Annotated in this window: 16 protein-coding genes, 1 pseudogene and 1 riboswitch; of the genes and pseudogenes, 16 read left to right on the top strand and 1 reads right to left on the bottom strand. The window is 63.2% G+C overall.

Features of this window, described 5'->3' with window-relative positions; translation table 11 throughout:
- The first annotated feature begins 184 nt into the window (after nt 1-184).
- The 5 genes from EOA79_RS04140 to EOA79_RS04120 all read left to right on the top strand — a co-directional run bounded on the left by EOA79_RS04140 (nt 185) and on the right by EOA79_RS04120 (nt 5,313).
- Nucleotides 185-1,498: an MFS transporter gene (locus EOA79_RS04140; protein WP_067320488.1), complete on the top strand. Its 1,314-nt coding sequence runs from the start codon at nt 185-187 to the stop codon at nt 1,496-1,498.
- Nucleotides 1,499-1,530: 32 nt separating this feature from the next.
- Nucleotides 1,531-2,502, top strand: a complete 972-nt coding sequence (ltnD, locus tag EOA79_RS04135) for an L-threonate dehydrogenase (protein ID WP_095826164.1) — start codon at nt 1,531-1,533, stop codon at nt 2,500-2,502.
- Between the two features lie 17 nt (nt 2,503-2,519).
- Nucleotides 2,520-3,329, top strand: coding sequence for a 2-oxo-tetronate isomerase (gene otnI / locus EOA79_RS04130; RefSeq protein WP_127334767.1), 810 nt, complete (start codon nt 2,520-2,522; stop codon nt 3,327-3,329).
- Nucleotides 3,326-4,603 carry a 3-oxo-tetronate kinase gene (otnK, locus tag EOA79_RS04125; RefSeq protein WP_095826162.1) on the top strand — a complete coding sequence of 426 codons (1,278 nt, stop codon included), beginning with the start codon at nt 3,326-3,328 and terminating at the stop codon, nt 4,601-4,603. Before otnI ends, otnK begins: the two co-directional genes overlap by 4 nt.
- 248 nt (nt 4,604-4,851) lie before the next feature.
- The gene (locus EOA79_RS04120) at nt 4,852-5,313 is read left to right on the top strand and encodes a phasin (RefSeq protein WP_095826161.1); all 462 of its coding nucleotides are present in this window, start codon (nt 4,852-4,854) and stop codon (nt 5,311-5,313) included.
- 218 nt (nt 5,314-5,531) lie between these two features.
- On the opposite strand, the gene EOA79_RS04115 is transcribed toward EOA79_RS04120, so the two are convergent.
- Complete coding sequence (locus EOA79_RS04115; protein WP_095826160.1) at nt 5,532-6,731, bottom strand: ROK family protein; 1,200 nt, start codon at nt 6,729-6,731, stop codon at nt 5,532-5,534.
- 114 nt (nt 6,732-6,845) lie between these two features.
- On the opposite strand from EOA79_RS04115, the gene EOA79_RS04110 reads away from it, so the two are divergent.
- From EOA79_RS04110 to EOA79_RS04060, 11 genes and pseudogenes are all read left to right on the top strand, one after another.
- Nucleotides 6,846-8,114 carry an ABC transporter substrate-binding protein gene (locus EOA79_RS04110; protein ID WP_095826186.1) on the top strand — a complete coding sequence of 423 codons (1,269 nt, stop codon included), beginning with the start codon at nt 6,846-6,848 and terminating at the stop codon, nt 8,112-8,114.
- 65 nt (nt 8,115-8,179) lie between these two features.
- A pseudogene (locus EOA79_RS04105) lies at nt 8,180-9,063 on the top strand (sugar ABC transporter permease).
- On the top strand, nt 9,063-9,914 hold the full coding sequence (locus EOA79_RS04100; RefSeq protein ID WP_095826158.1) for a carbohydrate ABC transporter permease: 852 nt from the start codon (nt 9,063-9,065) through the stop codon (nt 9,912-9,914). Before EOA79_RS04105 ends, EOA79_RS04100 begins: the two are co-directional and overlap by 1 nt.
- Nucleotides 9,915-9,960: 46 nt before the next feature.
- Nucleotides 9,961-11,106 carry a sn-glycerol-3-phosphate ABC transporter ATP-binding protein UgpC gene (gene ugpC, locus EOA79_RS04095; RefSeq protein WP_127334766.1) on the top strand — a complete coding sequence of 382 codons (1,146 nt, stop codon included), beginning with the start codon at nt 9,961-9,963 and terminating at the stop codon, nt 11,104-11,106.
- A gap of 28 nt (nt 11,107-11,134) precedes the next feature.
- Nucleotides 11,135-13,270, top strand: a complete 2,136-nt coding sequence (locus EOA79_RS04090; protein WP_128292875.1) for a beta-galactosidase — start codon at nt 11,135-11,137, stop codon at nt 13,268-13,270.
- A gap of 281 nt (nt 13,271-13,551) precedes the next feature.
- Nucleotides 13,552-13,664: riboswitch (TPP riboswitch) on the top strand.
- Nucleotides 13,665-13,775: 111 nt separating this feature from the next.
- Nucleotides 13,776-15,596 carry a phosphomethylpyrimidine synthase ThiC gene (thiC, locus tag EOA79_RS04085; protein WP_095826155.1) on the top strand — a complete coding sequence of 607 codons (1,821 nt, stop codon included), beginning with the start codon at nt 13,776-13,778 and terminating at the stop codon, nt 15,594-15,596.
- Complete coding sequence (gene thiO, locus EOA79_RS04080) at nt 15,593-16,561, top strand: glycine oxidase ThiO (protein WP_095826154.1); 969 nt, start codon at nt 15,593-15,595, stop codon at nt 16,559-16,561. The genes thiC and thiO overlap by 4 nt, the downstream gene beginning before the upstream one ends.
- Entirely contained in the window at nt 16,558-16,755 is a 198-nt protein-coding gene (thiS, locus tag EOA79_RS04075; RefSeq protein ID WP_095826153.1) for a sulfur carrier protein ThiS, read from the top strand. Before thiO ends, thiS begins: the two co-directional genes overlap by 4 nt.
- Nucleotides 16,756-16,759: 4 nt before the next feature.
- A complete protein-coding gene (locus EOA79_RS04070; RefSeq protein WP_095826152.1) occupies nt 16,760-17,533 on the top strand; it encodes a thiazole synthase in 774 nt (257 codons plus the stop codon).
- Complete coding sequence (locus EOA79_RS04065; protein ID WP_127334764.1) at nt 17,530-18,135, top strand: thiamine phosphate synthase; 606 nt, start codon at nt 17,530-17,532, stop codon at nt 18,133-18,135. Before EOA79_RS04070 ends, EOA79_RS04065 begins: the two co-directional genes overlap by 4 nt.
- Complete coding sequence (locus tag EOA79_RS04060; RefSeq protein ID WP_095826185.1) at nt 18,126-18,875, top strand: hydroxymethylpyrimidine/phosphomethylpyrimidine kinase; 750 nt, start codon at nt 18,126-18,128, stop codon at nt 18,873-18,875. Before EOA79_RS04065 ends, EOA79_RS04060 begins: the two co-directional genes overlap by 10 nt.
- The last annotated feature ends 595 nt before the right edge of the window (nt 18,876-19,470 follow it).

The raw sequence follows: 19,470 nt of genomic DNA, 5'->3' as shown, positions 1-19,470 counted from the left end.
ACCGTCCTCGCTTCCGTCCATCTCTTTTGCCATGTCGCGGCAACCTTTTCAAACAATTGTTGGCAGCGCTGCCACTTTTTCGTTGGCAGCGCTGCCAATCCATGTTATCCGGTTACGCAAGCGCTGCCAAAACCGCCACCGGCGGGGCGCGCTGACACCCCATTCACAGTCAAGGGAGGAACCAATGACCGTGCTTACACCTGCGCTACCGGCGCAAGCCGTAGCTGAAATCGAAACGAGGAGGACCGCCTACAGCAAGGTCTTCTGGCGCATCGTGCCGTTCCTGATGCTGTGCTACGTCGTTGCCTATCTCGACCGCGTCAACATCGGCTTCGCCAAGCTGCAGATGTCGGCCGACCTCGGCTTCAGCGAGACCGTCTACGGCCTCGGCGCCGGCATCTTCTTCATCGGCTATTTTCTCTTCGAGGTGCCAAGCAACGTCATTCTTCACAAGGTCGGCGCGCGCATGTGGATCGCGCGCATCATGATCACCTGGGGTTTGATCTCAGCTGGCTTCATGTTCGTCACGTCCGCGCCGACATTCTACCTGTTGCGCTTTCTGCTGGGCGTCGCCGAAGCCGGGTTCTACCCGGGGATCATCCTTTTCCTCACCTACTGGTATCCCTCGCATCGCCGGGCCAAGATCATCGCGGTGTTCATGTCCGCGATCCCGGTCTCTGGCATATTGGGCAATCCTCTTTCCGGCTGGATCATGGATTCGTTCGATGGCGCCCACGGCCTCGCCGGATGGCAATGGATGTTTCTTATCGAGGCGGTTCCAGCCGTCCTTCTCGGCATCGCTGTCTTGTTCTTCCTCGACAACGGCATTCGTCAGGCCAAGTGGCTGAGCGAAACGGAAAAGCAGGCCCTGGAAGAGGAGATCGCACGCGAGGAGCGTCACAAGGAGAGTGGGCATTCGGTAGCCGGTATCTTCCGCGATCGCCGAGTTTGGCTGATGTGCCTGATCTACTTCACCTTCGTGATGGGCCAGTACGGGCTGACCTTCTGGATGCCGACCCTGGTCAAGGCGACCGGCATCACCGGAAACTTCAATATCGGACTGATCAGCGCGATCCCCTTCATCTGTGCCGTCGTGGTCATGAATCTGTTCGGCCGCAGCGCTGACAGGCATCGCGAGCGCCGTTGGCACCTGGTCGTTCCGGCACTGCTCGGGGCCGTCGGTTTCGTCGTCGCGGCCGCCAGCTCGAATCTGACGATCGCCATCGCCTTCCTGTCCGTTGCAGCGGCCGGAGCGATCACCTGTGCGCCGCTGTTCTGGTCGCTGCCGACGTCATTTCTCGCCGGGACAGGTGCCGCGGCAGGCATTGCGCTCATCAATTCGGTCGGCAATCTGGCCGGCTTTGTTAGCCCGTATCTCGTCGGCTACCTGAAGGATTTGACCGGCGCAACGCAGGTCGGCATGTATGCGCTCGCCGCAATCCTGGTGCTCGGCGCGGTCCTGGTGCTGACGACGCCACCCAAGCTGGTCAATCGCTAAACCGGATTGCGTTTCGAATAAGGATCTCCGTGATGACCGTTTATGATCGAAGCAAGGAAAACCCCGCCGGAGCAAGGACGAACCGGGCCGCCCTGATCGGCATCGGTTCCATGGGACTTGGCATGGCCATGTCGCTCAGGCGGGCCGGGTTTGAAGTGGCTGGCTTCGACGTGGACGCCGCGGCCATCGCCCGGCTCGTCGACGCGGGCGGTCGAGGCGCGGCAAGCCCCGCCGAGGCCGCTGAAGGTGCCGACGTCGTCGTGTCGGTGGTCGTCAACGCCGCGCAAACGGAGGCCATCCTGTTCGGTACGAACGGCGTCGCCGAAACCATGGCCGAGGGCGCGGTTTTCGTCTCCTCGGCCACGATCGATCCCGATGCGGTGCGCCGCCTTGCCACGCCGCTCGAAGCGACGGGACGGCTCTATCTCGACGCGCCGATCAGCGGCGGGTCGGTGCGCGCCGCCGAGGGTGCGCTCACCATTCTGGCCTCCGGCAGCCCTGCCGCCTTCGCCAGAGCGCGGCCGGCACTGGATGCAATAGCCGCCAACGTCTATGAACTCGGTGACGAGCCGGGCGTTGGTGCAGCCTTCAAGATGATCAACCAGTTGCTTGCTGGCGTGCATATCGCGGCGGCCAGCGAAGCCATCGCATTTGCCGCCCGGCAAGGGCTGGACATCCGCAAGGTCTACGAGGTGATAACTGCCTCCGCAGGCAATTCGTGGATGTTCGAGAACCGGGTGCCGCACGTGCTGGACGGCGACTACACACCGCGCAGCGCGGTCGACATCTTCGTCAAGGACCTCGGCATCATTCAGGATATGGCCCGCAGCGCCAAATTCCCGGTGCCGGTGGCCGCAGCCGCGCTACAGATGTTCCTGGCGACCTCGGCGGCTGGAATGGGCCGGGACGACGACGCATCCGTCGCCCGGCTCTACGCAAAGATCACCGGCACCGAACTGCCTACAACCCGCAAACCTAGCCAAACCGGCCTGACATCGGCCTGAGGAAGACTGGATCGCCCATGCCCCGCTTTGCCGCCAACCTGACAATGATGTTCAGCGAGTGGCCGTTCCTGGATCGGTTCCAGGCGGCCGCCGATGCCGGCTTCCGTGCGGTCGAATTCCTGTTTCCTTACGAGCACACGCCCGAGGTGATCGGCGAGCGACTTCGCAGATACGGTTTGACCCAGGCTCTGTTCAATTTGCCGCCTGGCGATTGGGCCGCCGGCGAGCGAGGACTGGCCGCCTTGCCCGATCGGTTCGCCGAGCTTCAGGCCGCCGTGGCATCTGCCCTTCCCTACGCGGAGGCCACGGGCGTGAAGCACCTGCATTTGATGTCGGGGCTCGCCGCTCGCGGGGACAGGGCGGCCATGGATGCCTATCGCAAAGCGATCCTCTGGACCGCCGGCAAGCTTGCCGATCGCGGCATCGATCTGGTGATCGAACCGATCAATGGTCGCGACATGCCGGGCTATTTCCTCAATGACTTCGACTTTGCCGAACAGCTCATCGGCGAACTGGCGCTGCCCAACCTCAAGCTGCAGTTCGATGTCTACCACCGCCAGATCCTGCATGGCGATGTCGTCATGGCGTTGCGCCGGCTGCTGCCGATCATTGGCCATGTCCAGATAGCAAGCGTGCCCTCCCGCCATGAGCCGACTTCGGAAGAGCTCAACGACCGGTTCATCTTCGCGGAACTGGACCGGCTGGGCTATGATGGTTTCGTCGGTTGCGAATATCGGCCCAGCGGCACGACACTTGAGGGGCTCGGCTGGTTCGCCCCCTTTGCCGGCGAGCCCCTTCCCCAGGCTGGCATCGGAGTTTCGCCATGAGCCTTGCCCTCGGCGCAATTGCGGACGACTACACAGGCGCGTCCGACCTGGCCAACACGCTCGCCAAGGAAGGTCTTCGCACGGTTCAAACCATCGGCATTCCGGCCGCAGGTCTGGATCTTCCCGAGGTCGACGCGGTTGTCGTCTCGCTCAAGATCCGTTCGGTTGCGGCAGCGCAGGCGGTGGAGCGCGCTCGCGCGGCCGACCAATGGCTGCGCGCCCGCGGGGCAGCGCATGTGATGTACAAGATCTGCTCGACCTTCGATTCCACCGATGCCGGCAATATCGGCCCGGTGCTGGACGCCTTGCGTCACGACGTGGATGAGAAATCGGTTTTGGTGACGCCGGCCTTTCCGGAAACCGGCCGAACCGTCTACCAGGGGAATCTTTTCGTCGGCGCGGTGCCGCTCAACGAGAGTCCGCTCAAGGATCACCCGCTCAATCCCATGCGCGATGCCAATCTGGTGCGCGTACTCGCCCGGCAGAGCATGGCAGCGGTCGGGTCGGTCGACCTCGCGACGGTCGCGCGCGGCGCAGACGCGATCCGCGCGCGCAACGCGGCGCTTTCCCAAGATGGAGCCGGAGCGGCAATCGCCGACGCCGTCTTTGAGAGCGATCTTGAAGCGATCGGCGCGGCAGCCTTGGCACAACGCCTGTCGGTCGGAGCGTCCGGCCTGGGACTGGGTCTCGCCCGCGGCCTGGTCGCCGCCGGCACCGCGCGGCGCCATCAACGGACGGTGCTGCGGGAGCGGCCGGTCGAGGGGCCTGCGGCGTGCCTCGCCGGCAGCTGTTCGCGGGCGACACTGACGCAGATTGCCCGCGCCGAAGAGACGATGCCGGTGCTGAGGCTCGATCCGGAAAGGCTGATGAGCGGAGTGGCGGAGACGCACCGTGCGCTCGCCTGGGCCGCCGCCCGCTTGGCCGATGGCCCCGTCCTCATCGCCAGCAGCGGATCGCCCGAGGTGGTTTCGGCGCTGCAGGCGCGGCATGGACGCGACGCTGCCGGTCATGCGATCGAGCAGTCGTTGGCGACCATCGCCGAAGGTCTGGTCGAACTCGGCGTGCGCAGGTTGGTCGTGGCGGGCGGCGAGACGTCCGGCGCCGTCGTGGACCAGCTTGCCATTGCCGCCTTCGAGTTGGGCCCCGAAATCGCCGCGGGTGTCCCAGCGCTGCGTGCACTCGGCAGCCCGCACGGCGAGCTGCTGCTTGCCCTGAAATCAGGCAATTTCGGCGGCGACCGTTTCTTCGCCGACGCCTTGGCCGTTTTGGCATGAGACGGAGTCTTGGCTGTACAAGAATAACTGAGAAGGTCGCGCCAGGGTCGAATGCAGCGATGGATTGCGAAGAGGCCGCTCCTTTTTGGGTCGAAGAAGGTGACGGTCAATCTCGTTAGCACCGATCGCCGCCAGCGGCGCGCCGGGCCGCCGCAGTGGTGCCCTCGAGCGGCAATTCGCCCCTTCATAAATTCGTAGATGAAACAGGGGGGCTTTGTGTAATGCCACTCTCTGGAAAAGGATGGAAAATGTCCAAGATCCCCGGCAAGACCGAAACGATCGAAAACGCGGAATCCGCTACTTACGAGCCGTACAAGGTTACCGAGCAGGTTCGCGCTGTCGCCGAACAGGGCATTGAGCAGGCGAAGGAAGCATTTTCCAAATTGGAATCGAACGCCGAGACGACTCAAAAGGCTTTTGAGTCGACCCTTGAGGTGGCCAAGACCACCCGCAACGAGGTGTCGCTGAAGACGATTGCAGCTCTGCAAGCCAATGCCGAAGCCGGCTTCGCTCACCTGGAAGCACTGGTTGCCGTGAAGTCGCCGTCCGAGTTCTTCGAGCTGCAGGCCGCTTTCGTGAACAAACAGATCGACACTTCCGTCGAGCAGGCCAAGACCCTGCAGGCGGTGATGTTGAGAGCCACCGAAGACGTATCCATGCCGATCAAGGATGCCTTCGAAAAGGCCTTGAAGAACCTCAAGGCCGCTTGACTGCTCAGGCAATCCGAGACCGGAGGTCGCCGACCTCCTCTGCTCGTTACGACATCAAGACCGGCACCTTCGCGCCGGTCTTCTTCCATTCGGCCGGCGCCCTTTTGCACGAACCTCATCCATCGGCCAAGCATCGCTTTTCCAAACAGTTGGCTACGGAAAGGCGCGCAGAGACGAAGGCCCGAAATCGGGACGAGGACGCCGCTTTGGTCCTGCAGCTACTTGACCATTGATCGTTGCAGCCCAGTGCCGGCGATTTCTCCGGGGCTGCTTTCGAAGTCGAAGAGCCTTTGGGTCGCAAGCGCCGCGGCGCCACGCGCCCAGGAATCGTCTGCCCAATCGGGTGTAATCGGTGGCGGGTTCCACATGGCATAACGCTTCAATGCATCGCGCATTGGCCCGAACAGATAGTCGCCAAAGGTGACGGCTTCGCCCCCGCCGACAATCACTTCCGGATCGATGATATTGCAGAAACCGCCCAGGTATCGTCCAATCCCCTCGCCTGCCTCCTGCAGCAGGTCTATGGCTGCCCGGTCTCCAGTCTTGGCCGCGTTCAGCATGTCGTGGCGCGTCACTTCACCAGCGAGTCGCCTGGCCTCCTTCCATCGCCGCACCAGGGCCGGTTCCGAGAAGAAGGTCTGCAGGCAACCGCGCCTGCCACACTCGCATGGCGGCCCGTTCGGATCGTATGTCGAGTGACCCATCTTGCCCGCGGCGCCATTCGCGCCGTGATGGACAGAGCCATCGATGACCACCGCGCAGCTGATGCCGGCCCCGATGGCCAGGGCCCCGACGGTGCGATGATGCCGGCCAAGTCCGAACAATTGTTGCGCGAGCGCAAATGCGTTGGTGTCGTCGTCCGCCCAGACGGGTACGCGCACGCGTTCGGCAAGCATCGCAGCGATCGGCACATCGGCCCAATTGAACCGGTGGCTCAACCGGCAGACACCGTTATCGATGACGCCTGGTACAGCGATGCCGATCCCGCTGAGCTGGGCGCCTTTCGGTGCCCTGCGGTCGGAAACCAGCTCCTCGACTGCCGAGGCGCAGGCCTCCACCGTACTTTGTGGCGACAGATCGGGGACAACGACCTGCTTCGTAACAAGTGGAGTCGTGGCAAGATCGGTCAGCACACAATCGATGCCGCCTACCTTCAGCTTGAGCCCGGCCACAAGCCTGCCGGCGTAGTTTATATTGATCGGGATAGGTCGACGTCCCGGCGCGCCAAGACTCGCCTCCCCTTCCACCAGAATATTTTCCTCGAGCAATTCAGACACGACGAACGTCACCGCCGCGGGGCTGAGGCCCGTAACAGAGGCGATTTCGGCGCGGCTTATAGCACCTTGCCTTCGCAGCAGGTTCAGGATCAGCCGCCGGTTGATCGCGCGGGCCGTTTGCTGATCGCCTTTGAGCTTCATTCCTGCCTCATAATTAATTTTGTAAATTAAGTATTGACCATGCTGACATCCATACGCTACGAATTCGCATGGTTCAATTGGAATCCGGCTGTTCTCAGGGAGGAGATAGAAGCCATGACCACCGACTTTTCCGCGTTAACCACAACAAGGCGCCGTTTCCTCAAGGGCACTGGCGCGGCACTCGCCGCTTCGGCGACTGGTCTTTGCCTCCCGGCCTTGGCGCAGGCTCAGGAAATCACCATCATTTCCAACCTCAGCAATGTCGAGCAACGCCAGATCCTGCAGCGGCTGGCGAGCGAGTATGAGGCAAAATCAGGCACCAAGATCGTCATCAACAACATGGACCACGAGGCCCATAAGACGGCAATCCGCAGCTATCTTGTCGTCGGCGCTCCGGATATCTGCTTCTGGTTTTCCGGCAACCGCATGAAGGCCTTCGTCAACAAGGGCCTTTTTGACGACATCTCCGATCTGTTCGCCAAGGAGAACTACAAGAGCGTACTCGGTGCCACCACAAGCGCGGTCACCGTCGACGGCAAGCAGTATGGCCTGCCGATGGGAGGTCTTCTCTGGGGCCTCTTCTATCGCAAGGACGTCTTCGCCGAAAAAAATTGGACGCCGCCCAAGACCTGGAACGACTTCCTCGCCTTCGGCGAGGCGGCAAAGTCCGCGAAGATGATCCCGATCAGCATGGGCACCAAGGAGCTTTGGCCGGCGGGCGGCTGGTTCGACCACATGAACCTGCGCATCAACGGGCTCGACAAGCACATAGCGCTGATGGACGGCAAAGTTCCCTACACCGATCCGATGTTGACGCCAGTCTTCGACAAATGGAACGATCTGATCAAGGCGGGCTTCTTCTCGCCGAGCCACAGTTCGTTCGGATGGGAGCAGGCGGGTGCTGCCCTAGCGCAAAAGAAGGCGGCAATGATGGACCTGGGCGGCTTCGTTCGATCCGCCTTTCCGGAAGCGGATTTGCCTCAGCTTGCCTACGCGCCATTTCCCGAGATCGTTCCCGGGGTCGCCCGCTACGAGGATTTTTCGGTCAACTCCATCCACGTTCCGGCGAATGCGAAGAACAAGCAGGGTGCGCGCGACTTCCTCGCCTATTTCTACAAGCCGGAAAATCTGGGCGCATTCCTCGCCGCCGAAGGCGCCATCCCGCCTCGCAACGACTGCCCGCCAAGCAAGGACCCGCTGGTCAATGCTGCGGTCGAGGAACTGAAGAAAGTGGTTGGAACATCGCAATATTACGATCGCGACACCGATCCGGACATGGCCCAGGAAGGGATGGCGGGGCTGCAGGAATTCATGGTCAAGCCTGAGCGACGTGAGCAGATCCTCAAGCGCCTCGAAAAAACCCGCAAGAGAATCTTCGGTTGATCCTCCCTGGCTGACGGGCGCCGCCTTTCGGCGGCTCCCGTCTCTCTTTTTTCGGATGGAACGCCATGCCTCCTGTCTGGCGCAGAAATCGTCATTGGTTGACGCCGGTACTTTTCCTGCTGCCGGGCCTCATCCTGTTCGGCTCGGTGATCCTTGCCGCCTCCATCGAGACGGTCTGGATTTCGCTGCACGACTGGGATGGGATTGGCGCCAAGACCTGGGTCGGGCTCGCCAACTATGTCGAACTGGCCGACGATCCGCAGTTCTACGTCTCGCTCAAGAACAACGTAATCTGGCTGCTGATCTTCATGCTGGCGCCGCCGACCGGCCTGGCGCTTGCGCTGATCGTGAATCAGCAGATCCGCGGCATGCGCATCCTCAAGTCGCTGTTCTTCGTGCCGCTTGTGCTGGCGACCGTCACCGTCGGTGTCGTGTTCGGATGGGTCTATGATCCAAACTTCGGGTTGCTGCAGCTTCTCTTCGGCGCCTTTGGCGGTACCGCCCCGGCGCTGCTTTCAGACGAGACCTTCGTCACCTTCGCGGTAGCCGCCGCCGGTCTATGGCCACAGATCGCGTTCTGCATGATCCTGTTCCTGGCGGGACTGAACAGCCTCAACGACGATCTGATCGCCGCCGGACGCGTCGACGGTGCGCGCGGCTGGCGCATGTTGCGCCATGTCGTCCTGCCGCAACTGTCGCAGGTCGGCTTCATCGCCATCGCGGTGACGGTGATCGGTGCGCTGCGCTCCTTCGACTGATCGCGGTCATGACCAGTGGCGGCCCCTATGGCTCGTCCACCGTGCTCGCCTACCAGATGTATCAGGAGTCGATCTTTTCCTACCGCTTTGGCTACGGCGCCGCGATCGCCACCGTGCTGTTCGTGATCATGATCGTCTTCATCGCCTGGTATCTCAGTGGCCTCATCAAGGCCGAGCGGAGCAACGCCTGATGTACCCGCGCCCCATTCCCGAAAACGCCAGGATCCAGCGAGCCCTCTATCTAGGTGGTGTAACCCTGGTCGTGATCCTGTGGCTGCTGCCTCTGCTCGCCGTGATGCTGACCTCGATCCGTTCCAACGAGGAGCTGATGGCCGGCAACTATTGGGGCTGGCCGCAGAAATTCAGCCTGATCGACAACTACAAGGCGGTTTTCGACCAGACCGCCATGCTGCGCTTTTTCCTGAACAGCCTGCTGATCACCATTCCGTCCGTCATCGGCGTTCTCATCCTGTCGACACTGACCGGCTTCGTCTTGTCGCGCTACCAGTTCCGTGGCTCCAACCTCATCTTCGCCCTCTTCGTCGGTGGCAATTTCCTGCCGGCGCAGATCATGATGATCCCGGTCCGCGACCTGATGGTGAGGCTGGGTCTCTACGACACCGTCTATGCGCTGATCGTTTTCCACATTGCCTTCCAGACCGGCTTCGCCACGCTTTTCATGCGCAACTTCATCGCCGCTCTCCCGGGCGAACTGTTCCAGGCGGCGCGCGCCGAAGGCGCCTCGCCGTTCCAGACATTGCGCCACGTGGTTGTTCCGCTGGTCCGGCCTGCACTGGCGGCACTCGCGATCCTCACCTTCACCTTCGTCTGGAACGACTATTTCTGGGCGATCGTCCTTACCCAGAGTGACGCGGTCAAACCCGTTACCGCAGGTTTGAACAATCTGCGCGGCGAATGGACATCGGCCTGGAACATCGTCTCGGCGGCCACGATCTTCGTCGCCCTGCCCCCGGTCGTGATGTTCTTCATGATGCAGAAGCACTTTGTCGCCGGCCTCACCATGGGAGCCGTCAAGGGATGATCCGCGAACCCTGCCGCACCCGACACGCACGGAAAGGCGCCTCGAAATGAGCAGCGTGGAATTGCGAAAAGTCGACAAGCACTATGCCGGCTACCATGCCCTGAAGACGGTCGACCTGACGATCGAAAAGGGCGAGTTCGTCGTCATGGTCGGCCCCTCCGGCTGCGGAAAGTCGACATTGCTGAAGACGATCGCCGGGCTGGAAACCATCAACTCCGGCCACATCGTGATCAACGGGCGCGACGTCACCAGGGAAGAGCCCGGCGACCGCGGCATCGCAATGGTCTTCCAGTCCTATGCACTCTACCCACACATGACCGTCGCCGAGAACATGGGCTTCGGCCTGCGGATGGCCAACCGGCCCAGGACCGAGATCGACGCTGCCGTCAAACGCGCAGCACGGATCCTGCGTCTGGAGGAGCAGCTCGACAAGCGCCCGAAGCAATTGTCGGGCGGGCAGCGCCAGCGCGTCGCGATCGGTCGCGCGATCACCCGCTCGCCCGAGGTGTTCCTGTTCGACGAGCCGCTGTCGAACCTCGATGCCGCGCTGCGCACTCAGATGCGAGTGGAACTTTCGAGCCTGCACGCGCAGCTTGGATCGACGATGATCTACGTCACCCACGACCAGGTCGAGGCGATGACCATGGCCGACCGGATCGTGGTCCTCAACAAGGGCCGGATCGAGCAGGTCGGCTCGCCGCTGGAGCTCTACGCCAACCCTGCCAACATTTTCGTCGCGGGCTTCCTCGGCGCGCCACGCATGAATTTCATCGAAGCGAAAGCAGTGAGCGTCGAGGCATCCAGCGTCTCGGTAGCCGCCGCCGGCCTCCCTGCCATCACCTTGGATGGTATCGACGCCGGCGGCCTTTCGGCTGGTGATGCCGTGACCATCGGCATTCGTCCGGAGGCCCTGCGTGTCGTCGAGCCAAGCGACGACGTAATGCCGGCCTTCTCCAGCCAGGTCCGTCTGGTCGAGCAGTTGGGGCGCGAAACTGTCCTCTACGTCGACGGCTCTCCGCTTCAGACGACCAATTCCGACAGCGGCACCGGCAATTTCACGCTTCAGCTCAACAAGGTTTCTACCCTCGGCGTCGGCGCCGCGTTGCAGGTCGGCTTCGAAGCCGGCGACGCCTACCTCTTCGGCCCCGATGGCCGCACGCTCACGCCAAGAAAACCCGTCGCCTCGATCTGAACCTCGAAATTTCGAAAGTCCCATACGCATGAACCGCAAAGAGCCCGCTCCGCTATCCGTATGGCGGCCCCTCAATCTTGACCGCTTTCTGCTCGGAGCACCTCATTACCCCGAACATGTCGACGAAGGCTGCTGGCAGCGTGACGCCGAGCGCATGGCCGCCGCCGGCGTCAACACGGTGCGGATGGGAGAGTTCGCCTGGCACATTTTCGAGCCCCGCGAAGGCAAGTTCGAGTTCGGCCTGTTCGATCGGGCGATCGAACTTCTCGGCCGAGCGGGGATCGACACGATTATGTGCACGCCGACGGCCACCCCTCCCCGCTGGCTCACCGTCAACTACCCCGAAGTGCTGCGCGTTGACATAAATGGGCGGGCCTCGAGCCACGGATCGCGCCAGCATGCCGACACCACAAGCCCGGTATTCCGCGCCCACAGCCGCCGCATCACCCGCGCCATGGCCGAGCATTATCGGGACAACCCGCGTGTGATCGGGTGGCAGACGGACAACGAGCTCAACACCACGGTGTCGGAATGGTTCGCGCCTTCGACAAGGCTGGAGTTCCAGAAATACCTGCAGAAGGCCTACGGCACCATCGAGGCGCTGAACTTCGCCTGGGGCGGCCACTTCTGGGCGACGGCCTACGACGATTTCTCGCAGATCGACCTGCCGAGACCGCTCATGCCGTCCTACCCCAGCCCCGGCCATGTGCAGGACTACCATCGCTTTCTGGCCGCAGCGACCGCCGCCTTCCAACATGACCAGGTCGAGATCCTGCGTGCCGCCAATCCGGACTGGTTCATCTTCCACAATCTTGGCCAGCTTGCCGACATCGACTTCCGCGGTCAGTTCGGACAGGATCTCGATTTCATCGGCTTCGACATCTATCCGATGCTCTATGACGAGATGCGCCGAACCGGCGGGCATGCGGCGACCCAGGCCCTCCATCTCGACATATGCCGCGCCTATTCCGGCAACTTCATCGTTCCGGAGCAGGCCTCAGGCTTCGGCAGCCAGCCCGGCTTCTCGACGATGACGCCGGAGCCCGGCGAGATGCGTCGCATGGCCATGACCTCGGTGGCGCGCGGCGCCGACGGTGTCATGTTCTTTCGTTGGCGTCCCGCGCATTTCGGCGCCGAGATCTACTGGATGGGCGTCATCGATCACGACGACGTGCCGCGCCGCCGCTATGACGAGGCAAGCCGCTTCTTCCATGAGATCGCCGCCGCGAAGGAGCAGATTCTTGGCACCGCAGTGCGCATGGACCTCGGCATCGCCGGCGCGGACTTCGACAACCAGGAGGCTCACAAGACCTATCCGATCGGCCTCCCCAGTCCGCTCGAAGACGCGACGCTGCTTCATCGCCACTGCTATCAGAACGGCATTGCATGCGGGTTCATTCATCCCGAAGACGATCTTTCGCGGCTCAAGGCGCTCTACGTCCCGCATTGGGTGATGTGGAAGGATGAATGGAACGAGGCTGTCGAAACATTCGTCCGCAACGGCGGTACGCTGATCCTGTCGGCATTGAGCGCGACGAGGGACGAGAACAACCACATCATTCGCGAGCAGGCGCCCGGCAAGGCCCTTGCAGCCCTGAGCGGCGTCAGGGTGGCGGAGTTCGGCCGCGTCGTTCCCGAAGGCGGCAGCGGCCTGTTTTCGCTGTTTCGTCCGGCTCCGATGGGCGCCTATGCACCGCCGCCGCTCCCGGCCTCGTCCGCGGAACGCAAATACCTGTTCACCCTTGGCAATGAAGAATTCCAGGCTGCGCATTTGTACGAGGTGCTTGATGTAGCGCCTGACACCGAGGTGCTCGGCATCTGGTCGAACCGCTTCGCCGCCGGCTCTCCGGCAATTACCGCCCGCAAGGTCGGGCAAGGTCGGGTTGTCTATGTCGGCACGTATCTCACGCCGCAACTGACGGAGAAGCTTGTCGATGTCGTGCTGGCCAAAGCCGGTATAGCGCCTTTGCTGCCCGACCTGCCTGCCGGGGTGGAGGTCTCTGTCAGGGAAGCCGACGACCGCCGGCTGATGTTCGTGCTGAACACCACGGAAGTCGCCGTGATCGTACCCAACGTCCCAAAGGGCCTTGACCTGCTGACGGGCAAGGCCGTTGAAGGAACGCTGCAACTCGACCCTTACGGCTGCGCAATAACTCGGTCCTGAACAAATCGAACCAGCGTCCGTGGACGCCGAACAGATGCTCTTCGAGGCGAAAAATGCGTTCTTCAATCCGCCGCCACAAGGGATCGCAAAAGCGTTTCCTTGGCGGATGACAAGTGGGCCCCGACTGCCAGCTCGACGCGCGCCGGGTCGTGGCTCAATGGGCGTCGATGTAAGAGATGCTCGATCAAAGCTGCGTGGCTGCGCCGCTTCTCGTCGCTTGTTCGAGGCTGGAGAAGTCATGAAGTCGAGTTGACAGGATAGCGTCGCATCGTCCAACCTAGGCGCCTCACCAGGGGAGTCCCGGCAAGGGGCTGAGATACTGCTAATAGCGCGCAGTGACCCGTTGAACCTGATCCAGTTCATACTGGCGTAGGGACGGTGCGAAGCTTCGCGGGTCGGCAATCCGGCTTCGGCATTCGGGCAGTGCCCGCATCCTAAGCGAAGCGTCACTTCCTCCTCATCGCGTGGACTGGGTCTCCGTGCACTCGAGCAAGGAGGCTCACTCATGAATGCCCACACCCCGACCGTCACCGTCGGCGAATTGCCCGCTTCGAAGAAGGTCCACAAACCCGGTCAGCTCCACCCGGAGCTGCGGGTGCCGATGCGCGAGATCTCGGTCCACCCGAGCGCCGGCGAGCCGCCGGTCACGGTCTATGACTCGTCCGGTCCCTACACGGACACCGCGATGAAAACCGACATCGAGCGTGGCTTGCCACGGCTGCGCGAGGCATGGATCGAGGCGCGCGGAGACGTGGAGCGCTACGAGGGCCGCACGATCAAGCCGGAAGACAACGGCTTCGTCTCAGCCGATCGCCTGACGCCGGAATTCCCGGTTCGCAACAGACCGTTGCGCGCGGCCGGCGGCCGCGCCGTCACACAGCTCGCCTATGCGCGCGCCGGCATCATCACGCCTGAGATGGAGTTCGTCGCCATCCGCGAGAACCTCGGCCGGGAGCAGTTGCGTTCGAAACTCCAACGCGAGGGCGAAAACTTCGGCGCCGCGATCCCCGATTTCGTCACGCCGGAATTCGTGCGCGACGAGGTGGCGCGCGGCCGCGCCATCATCCCGTCCAACATCAACCACCCGGAAAGCGAGCCGATGATCATCGGCCGCAATTTTCTGGTCAAGATCAACGCCAATATCGGCAACTCCGCCGTCACCTCGTCGATGGCCGAAGAGGTCGAGAAGATGGTGTGGGCGATCCGCTGGGGCGCCGACACGGTGATGGACCTCTCGACCGGGCGCAACATCCACAACATCCGCGAGTGGATCGTGCGCAATTCGCCGGTGCCGATCGGCACGGTGCCGATCTACCAGGCGCTTGAGAAGGTCGGCGGCGTCGCCGAGGAACTGACCTGGGAGGTGTTCCGCGACACCCTCATCGAGCAGGCCGAGCAGGGCATGGACTATTTCACGATCCATGCCGGCGTGCGCCTGCCCTATATCCCGCTCACCGTCGACCGCGTCACCGGCATCGTGTCGCGCGGCGGCTCGATCATGGCCAAATGGTGCTTGCATCACCACAAGGAGAGTTTTCTCTACGAGCATTTCGAGGAGATCTGCGACATCGCCCGGGCCTATGACGTGGCGTTCTCGCTCGGCGACGGCCTTCGCCCCGGCTCGATCGCCGATGCCAATGACGCGGCCCAGTTCGCCGAGCTGGAAACGCTCGGAGAGCTCACCAAGATCGCCTGGTCCAAGGACTGCCAGGTGATGATCGAGGGCCCCGGCCACGTGCCGATGCACAAGATCAAGCAAAACATGGACAAGCAGCTCGCGGTCTGTGGCGAAGCGCCGTTCTACACGCTCGGGCCGCTCACCACCGACATCGCGCCGGGCTATGACCACATCACATCGGGCATCGGCGCGGCGATGATCGGCTGGTTCGGAACGTCGATGCTCTGCTACGTCACGCCGAAGGAGCATCTCGGCCTGCCCGACCGCGACGACGTCAAGACTGGCGTCATCACCTACAAGATCGCCGCTCATGCCGCCGACCTCGCCAAGGGCCATCCGGCCGCCCAGGTCAGGGACGACGCGCTGTCGAGGGCGCGCTTCGAGTTCCGGTGGGAGGACCAGTTCAACCTGTCGCTCGATCCGGAGACGGCGCGCGCCTTCCACGACGAAACCCTGCCGAAGGAGGCGCACAAGGTGGCGCATTTCTGCTCCATGTGCGGTCCCAAATTCTGCTCGATGCGGATCTCGCACGACATCCGCGCGGAAGCGCAGAAGGAAGGGCTCGCGGCCATGGCTGCGAAGTACCGCGACGGCGGCGATCTCTATATGCCGCTCGACAGCACCCCCGAGCGCACGGACACGCCATGAAGGTGCTCATTCGCGGCGCTGGCGTTGCCGGATTGACGCTCGCGCACGAGCTGGCAACGCGCGGCGCCGATGTGACCGTGGTCGAGAAACGGCTAGAGATCGCCGGCAATGCCTCCTGGCAGGCTGGCGGCATGCTCGCGCCCTGGTGCGAGCGCGAGAACGCCGAAGCGACCGTACTGACGCTCGGACGCGGCGCAGCCGACTGGTGGGACGCCGCCTTGCCCGGCCATGTCGCGCGCCGCGGCACGCTGGTGCTGGCGTCTGCCCGCGATGCCGGCGAACTCGACCGCTTCGGCCGCCGCACATCCGGCTTCAGGCAGTTGGACGCCAGCCAAATCGCGGCACTCGAGCCGGCGCTCAAGGGCCGGTTCGGGCGCGGGCTGTTCTTCGCTGAGGAAGCGCATCTCGACCCACGGACGGCTCTGCTTTCCCTGCGCGACAAGCTGCGCGGGATGGGCGCGCGCGTCGAGTTCGGCCGCAACTCGGCGCCGGCATCTCAGGATATTGAGGTGGACTGCACCGGCAGCGGTGACAGGCGACCGGAACTGCGCGGCGTGCGCGGCGAGATGCTGATCCTGCGAACGCACGAGATCTCGCTGGCCCGCCCGGTGCGGCTGCTGCATCCGCGCGTCTCCGTCTATGTCGTGCCCCGCGCGGAAAACCTGTTCATGGTCGGCGCGACGATGATCGAGTGCGATACCGAAGGCCCGATCACCGCGCGCTCGACCATGGAGCTGCTCGGCGCCGCCTATGCGCTGCATCCGGCCTTCGGCGAAGCCGAGCTGGTCGAAACCGGTGTTGGCGTGCGTCCCGCATTCACCGACAACTTGCCTCGCGTCGAGCGCGACGGGGGGAATATTCGCATCAACGGCCTCTACCGCCACGGCTTCCTGCTCGCGCCGGCCATGGCGCGGCGGGCAGCCGACCTCATCCTGGGATCCTGGAGCAAAGGAGTTTGCCCTTGAAGCTCACCGTTAACGGCCAAGCCCATGAAGTCGCAGCAGAAACACTTGCCGCGCTGCTCAGCGAACTCGATTTCCAAGGCGGCTGGCTGGCAACCGCGCGGAACGGTGACGTCGTACCGGCCAGGGAACGGGACCGCTGCCGGCTCACCGATGGCGACCGCATCGAAATCCTCTCGCCGATGAAGGGAGGCTGATCCCATGCTCGAGTTCCATGGACAGAAACTCTCGTCCCGCCTTCTGCTGGGCACCGCGCTTTACCCCTCGCCTGCCGTCATGGCGGAGGCGGTGAAAGCGTCCGGCACGGAGATCGTCACCGTGTCGCTCCGCCGCGAAACCTCAGGCGGCAAAGCCGGCGGCCAGTTCTGGTCGCTTGTCCAGTCGCTCGGCGTTCGCGTGCTGCCCAACACCGCCGGCTGCCACTCGGTGGTGGAAGCGGTCACCACGGCGCGGATGGCGCGCGAGGTGTTCGGCACTGACTGGATCAAGCTCGAAGTGATCGGCAACCACGATACGCTGCAGCCCGACGTATTCGGATTGGTGGAAGCCGCAAGGATCCTTGCCTCTGAAGGCTTCGAGGTGTTTCCCTACACGACCGACGACCTCATCGTTGCCGAGCGCCTGCTCGACGCCGGCTGCAGGCTCTTGATGCCCTGGTGCGCGCCGATCGGCTCCGCACGCGGGCCGCAGAACCCCGATGCGCTGCGAAGCCTGCGCGGCCATTTCCCCGGCATTCCGCTGATTGTCGATGCTGGCATCGGCCGGCCCTCGCATGCCGCGGCCGTGATGGAGCTCGGCTACGACGCGGTGCTGCTCAACACCGCCGTCGCCAGGGCCGGCGATCCCGTTGCCATGGCGGCGGCCTTCGGCAAGGCGGTCGAGGCCGGCCGCGAGGCCTATTGCGCCGGCCTGCTCGAGCCGCGCGACATGGCCGTTCCCTCCACCCCCGTCATCGGCATGGCAGCATTCTCATGAAGCTCGATCCGTTTTACCTGATCGTCCATTCCGCCGCTTGGATCGAACGTCTGGTGCCGCTCGGCGTGAAGCTGGTGCAGCTGCGCATTAAGGACCAGGACGAAGCTTCGCTGCGCCGAGAAATTCGCGCCTCGAAGGCAGTCTGTGACAGCCACGGCTGCCAGCTCATCGTCAACGATTACTGGCGTGTTGCGATCGAGGAAAATTGCGATTTCGTTCACCTCGGCCAGGAAGATCTGGCGGAGGCTGATGTGAAGGCGATCCGCAGGGCGGGCGTGAGGCTGGGCCTCAGCACCCACGACGGCGCCGAACTCGAAACAGCGCTCCAAGCCGAGCCGGACTATGTCGCGCTCGGACCGATCTACCCGACCATTCTCAAGGCGATGAAATGGGCTCCGCAGGGGCTGGACCGCATCGCCGCCTGGAAGCAGCGCTTAGGCGATATTCCGCTTGTGGCCATCGGCGGGCTCACCGTCGAGCGCGTTGCCGGTCTCTTCGCCCACGGCGCCCAAAGTGCGGCGGTCGTCACCGACATCGCCCGCAACACGCACCCCGAGGCGCGGACAGCTGAATGGCTGGCGGCGACAGCCCAATGGCGTTGACGCCGCATGTGCTGATCGTCGCCGGCTGCGATTCAAGTGGCGGCGCGGGAACAGCCCGAGACGTCGAGACCGTATCCGCCTTTGGACTGCGCAGTTGCCTCGCCGTCACGGCCGTGACCGTCCAGACGCACTCGGCCGTCGAACACATCGAGCAGATGCCGCCGCAGCTTATCGCCGCCCAGATGCGCGCTGCCTTTGCTGCCAATCCGGTCGCAGCGGTCAAGATCGGCATGCTGGGGACCGCGGCAGCCATTGAGGCGGTCGGCTCTGTCCTGGCGGCCCATCCGAAGGTGCCGGTGGTCCTCGACCCTGTGCTTGCCTCGACCTCGGGACGCGGGTTGCTGGAGGACGATGCCGTCGACGTGTTGCGCCGTGATCTGATGCCGCTCTGCCGGCTCGTGACCCCCAACCTGATCGAGCTCGCAAGGCTGGTGGGAGCAGACCCTGCGAAGGACGAAGAAGGCGCGTGCGTTCAAGGCGAGGACCTGTTGGCGACGGTGCGGACCGCCGTGCTCGTCAAGGGCGGGCACGCGCACGGAGATCAAGCGAATGACGTTCTCATGCAGCCGGACCGTCGCGCAGTTCGGGTCGAAGCGCCTCGCGTCCATCGGGGGATGCGTGGCACCGGCTGCGTGCTGTCCAGCGCCATCGCAGCATCGTTAGCTCAAGGTCTGCCGTTGGAGGCGGCGGTACGGGGCGCCAAGACCTATGTTCTTGAACTCCTTCGTGGGGCGCGATGACGTTGAACGGGCGAGCGCAATGCGCATCTTGACCGATTCCCAGGAGGTCAGAGGCGCATGCCCTCCAGGTCCGAGCCGGCGATCTAACAAACCTTGGAGGTCAATGGCATCAACTCGTTACCGTCTGCTATTCACCTCGCTTCATAAGATGCTGCCCCAACAATCTGGAGCAGCGGCCGGAAGCGAGCGGTAACAAGTGGCGGCCCCGAGTTTGGCCTCCAGCATGGGCATGCAGCGCCAGTGTAGGCTTGTGTCGTCCGGGCAATGGTGGTTAGTCACTCGATGGTGCTGCGCCTCCAACTTGACGGGAGCAAACGCGGGGATCGCCTTTTGCCCCAGCCCGTCAACGGGCCCGGAAGTTTCTGGCCTCGCTCAATTTTCGGCAACGAAATCAAAGGTTATGGTGGGCCCGGAGGGCCGTCGTTTTCGACAGGAAATCAATATGTTAGCGGGTGGTTCGCCTACCCGTTTCCCTCGTATTCTCTCGTATGGTCTGGCGAACCGAAAGACGATGGACGAGAATAGTTACTGGCTTCGAGATATCGACGATGGAGCCCTAAGTAGCCAGCCACTTCCTCCTGGTGAATGACCGAAA

Origin of the sequence: Mesorhizobium sp. M1A.F.Ca.IN.020.03.2.1, assembly GCF_004023205.1 — a bacterium.
Classification (GTDB): Bacteria; Pseudomonadota; Alphaproteobacteria; order Rhizobiales; family Rhizobiaceae; genus Mesorhizobium.
The sequence above is the reverse complement of the archived record's forward strand: the minus strand, read 5'-3'. Positions and strand labels throughout refer to the sequence as shown.

Coding starts and splice junctions, on each gene's coding strand:
- thiC (WP_095826155.1), top strand. CDS start 13,776: ATGAATGCCCACACCCCGACCGTCACCGTCGGCGAATTGCCCGCTTCG.
- EOA79_RS04110 (WP_095826186.1), top strand. CDS start 6,846: ATGACCACCGACTTTTCCGCGTTAACCACAACAAGGCGCCGTTTCCTC.
- ugpC (WP_127334766.1), top strand. CDS start 9,961: ATGAGCAGCGTGGAATTGCGAAAAGTCGACAAGCACTATGCCGGCTAC.
- EOA79_RS04140 (WP_067320488.1), top strand. CDS start 185: ATGACCGTGCTTACACCTGCGCTACCGGCGCAAGCCGTAGCTGAAATC.
- EOA79_RS04120 (WP_095826161.1), top strand. CDS start 4,852: ATGTCCAAGATCCCCGGCAAGACCGAAACGATCGAAAACGCGGAATCC.
- EOA79_RS04060 (WP_095826185.1), top strand. CDS start 18,126: ATGGCGTTGACGCCGCATGTGCTGATCGTCGCCGGCTGCGATTCAAGT.
- EOA79_RS04100 (WP_095826158.1), top strand. CDS start 9,063: ATGTACCCGCGCCCCATTCCCGAAAACGCCAGGATCCAGCGAGCCCTC.
- EOA79_RS04090 (WP_128292875.1), top strand. CDS start 11,135: ATGAACCGCAAAGAGCCCGCTCCGCTATCCGTATGGCGGCCCCTCAAT.
- EOA79_RS04065 (WP_127334764.1), top strand. CDS start 17,530: ATGAAGCTCGATCCGTTTTACCTGATCGTCCATTCCGCCGCTTGGATC.
- EOA79_RS04070 (WP_095826152.1), top strand. CDS start 16,760: ATGCTCGAGTTCCATGGACAGAAACTCTCGTCCCGCCTTCTGCTGGGC.
- EOA79_RS04115 (WP_095826160.1), bottom strand. CDS start 6,731: ATGAAGCTCAAAGGCGATCAGCAAACGGCCCGCGCGATCAACCGGCGG.
- otnK (WP_095826162.1), top strand. CDS start 3,326: ATGAGCCTTGCCCTCGGCGCAATTGCGGACGACTACACAGGCGCGTCC.
- ltnD (WP_095826164.1), top strand. CDS start 1,531: ATGACCGTTTATGATCGAAGCAAGGAAAACCCCGCCGGAGCAAGGACG.
- thiO (WP_095826154.1), top strand. CDS start 15,593: ATGAAGGTGCTCATTCGCGGCGCTGGCGTTGCCGGATTGACGCTCGCG.
- otnI (WP_127334767.1), top strand. CDS start 2,520: ATGCCCCGCTTTGCCGCCAACCTGACAATGATGTTCAGCGAGTGGCCG.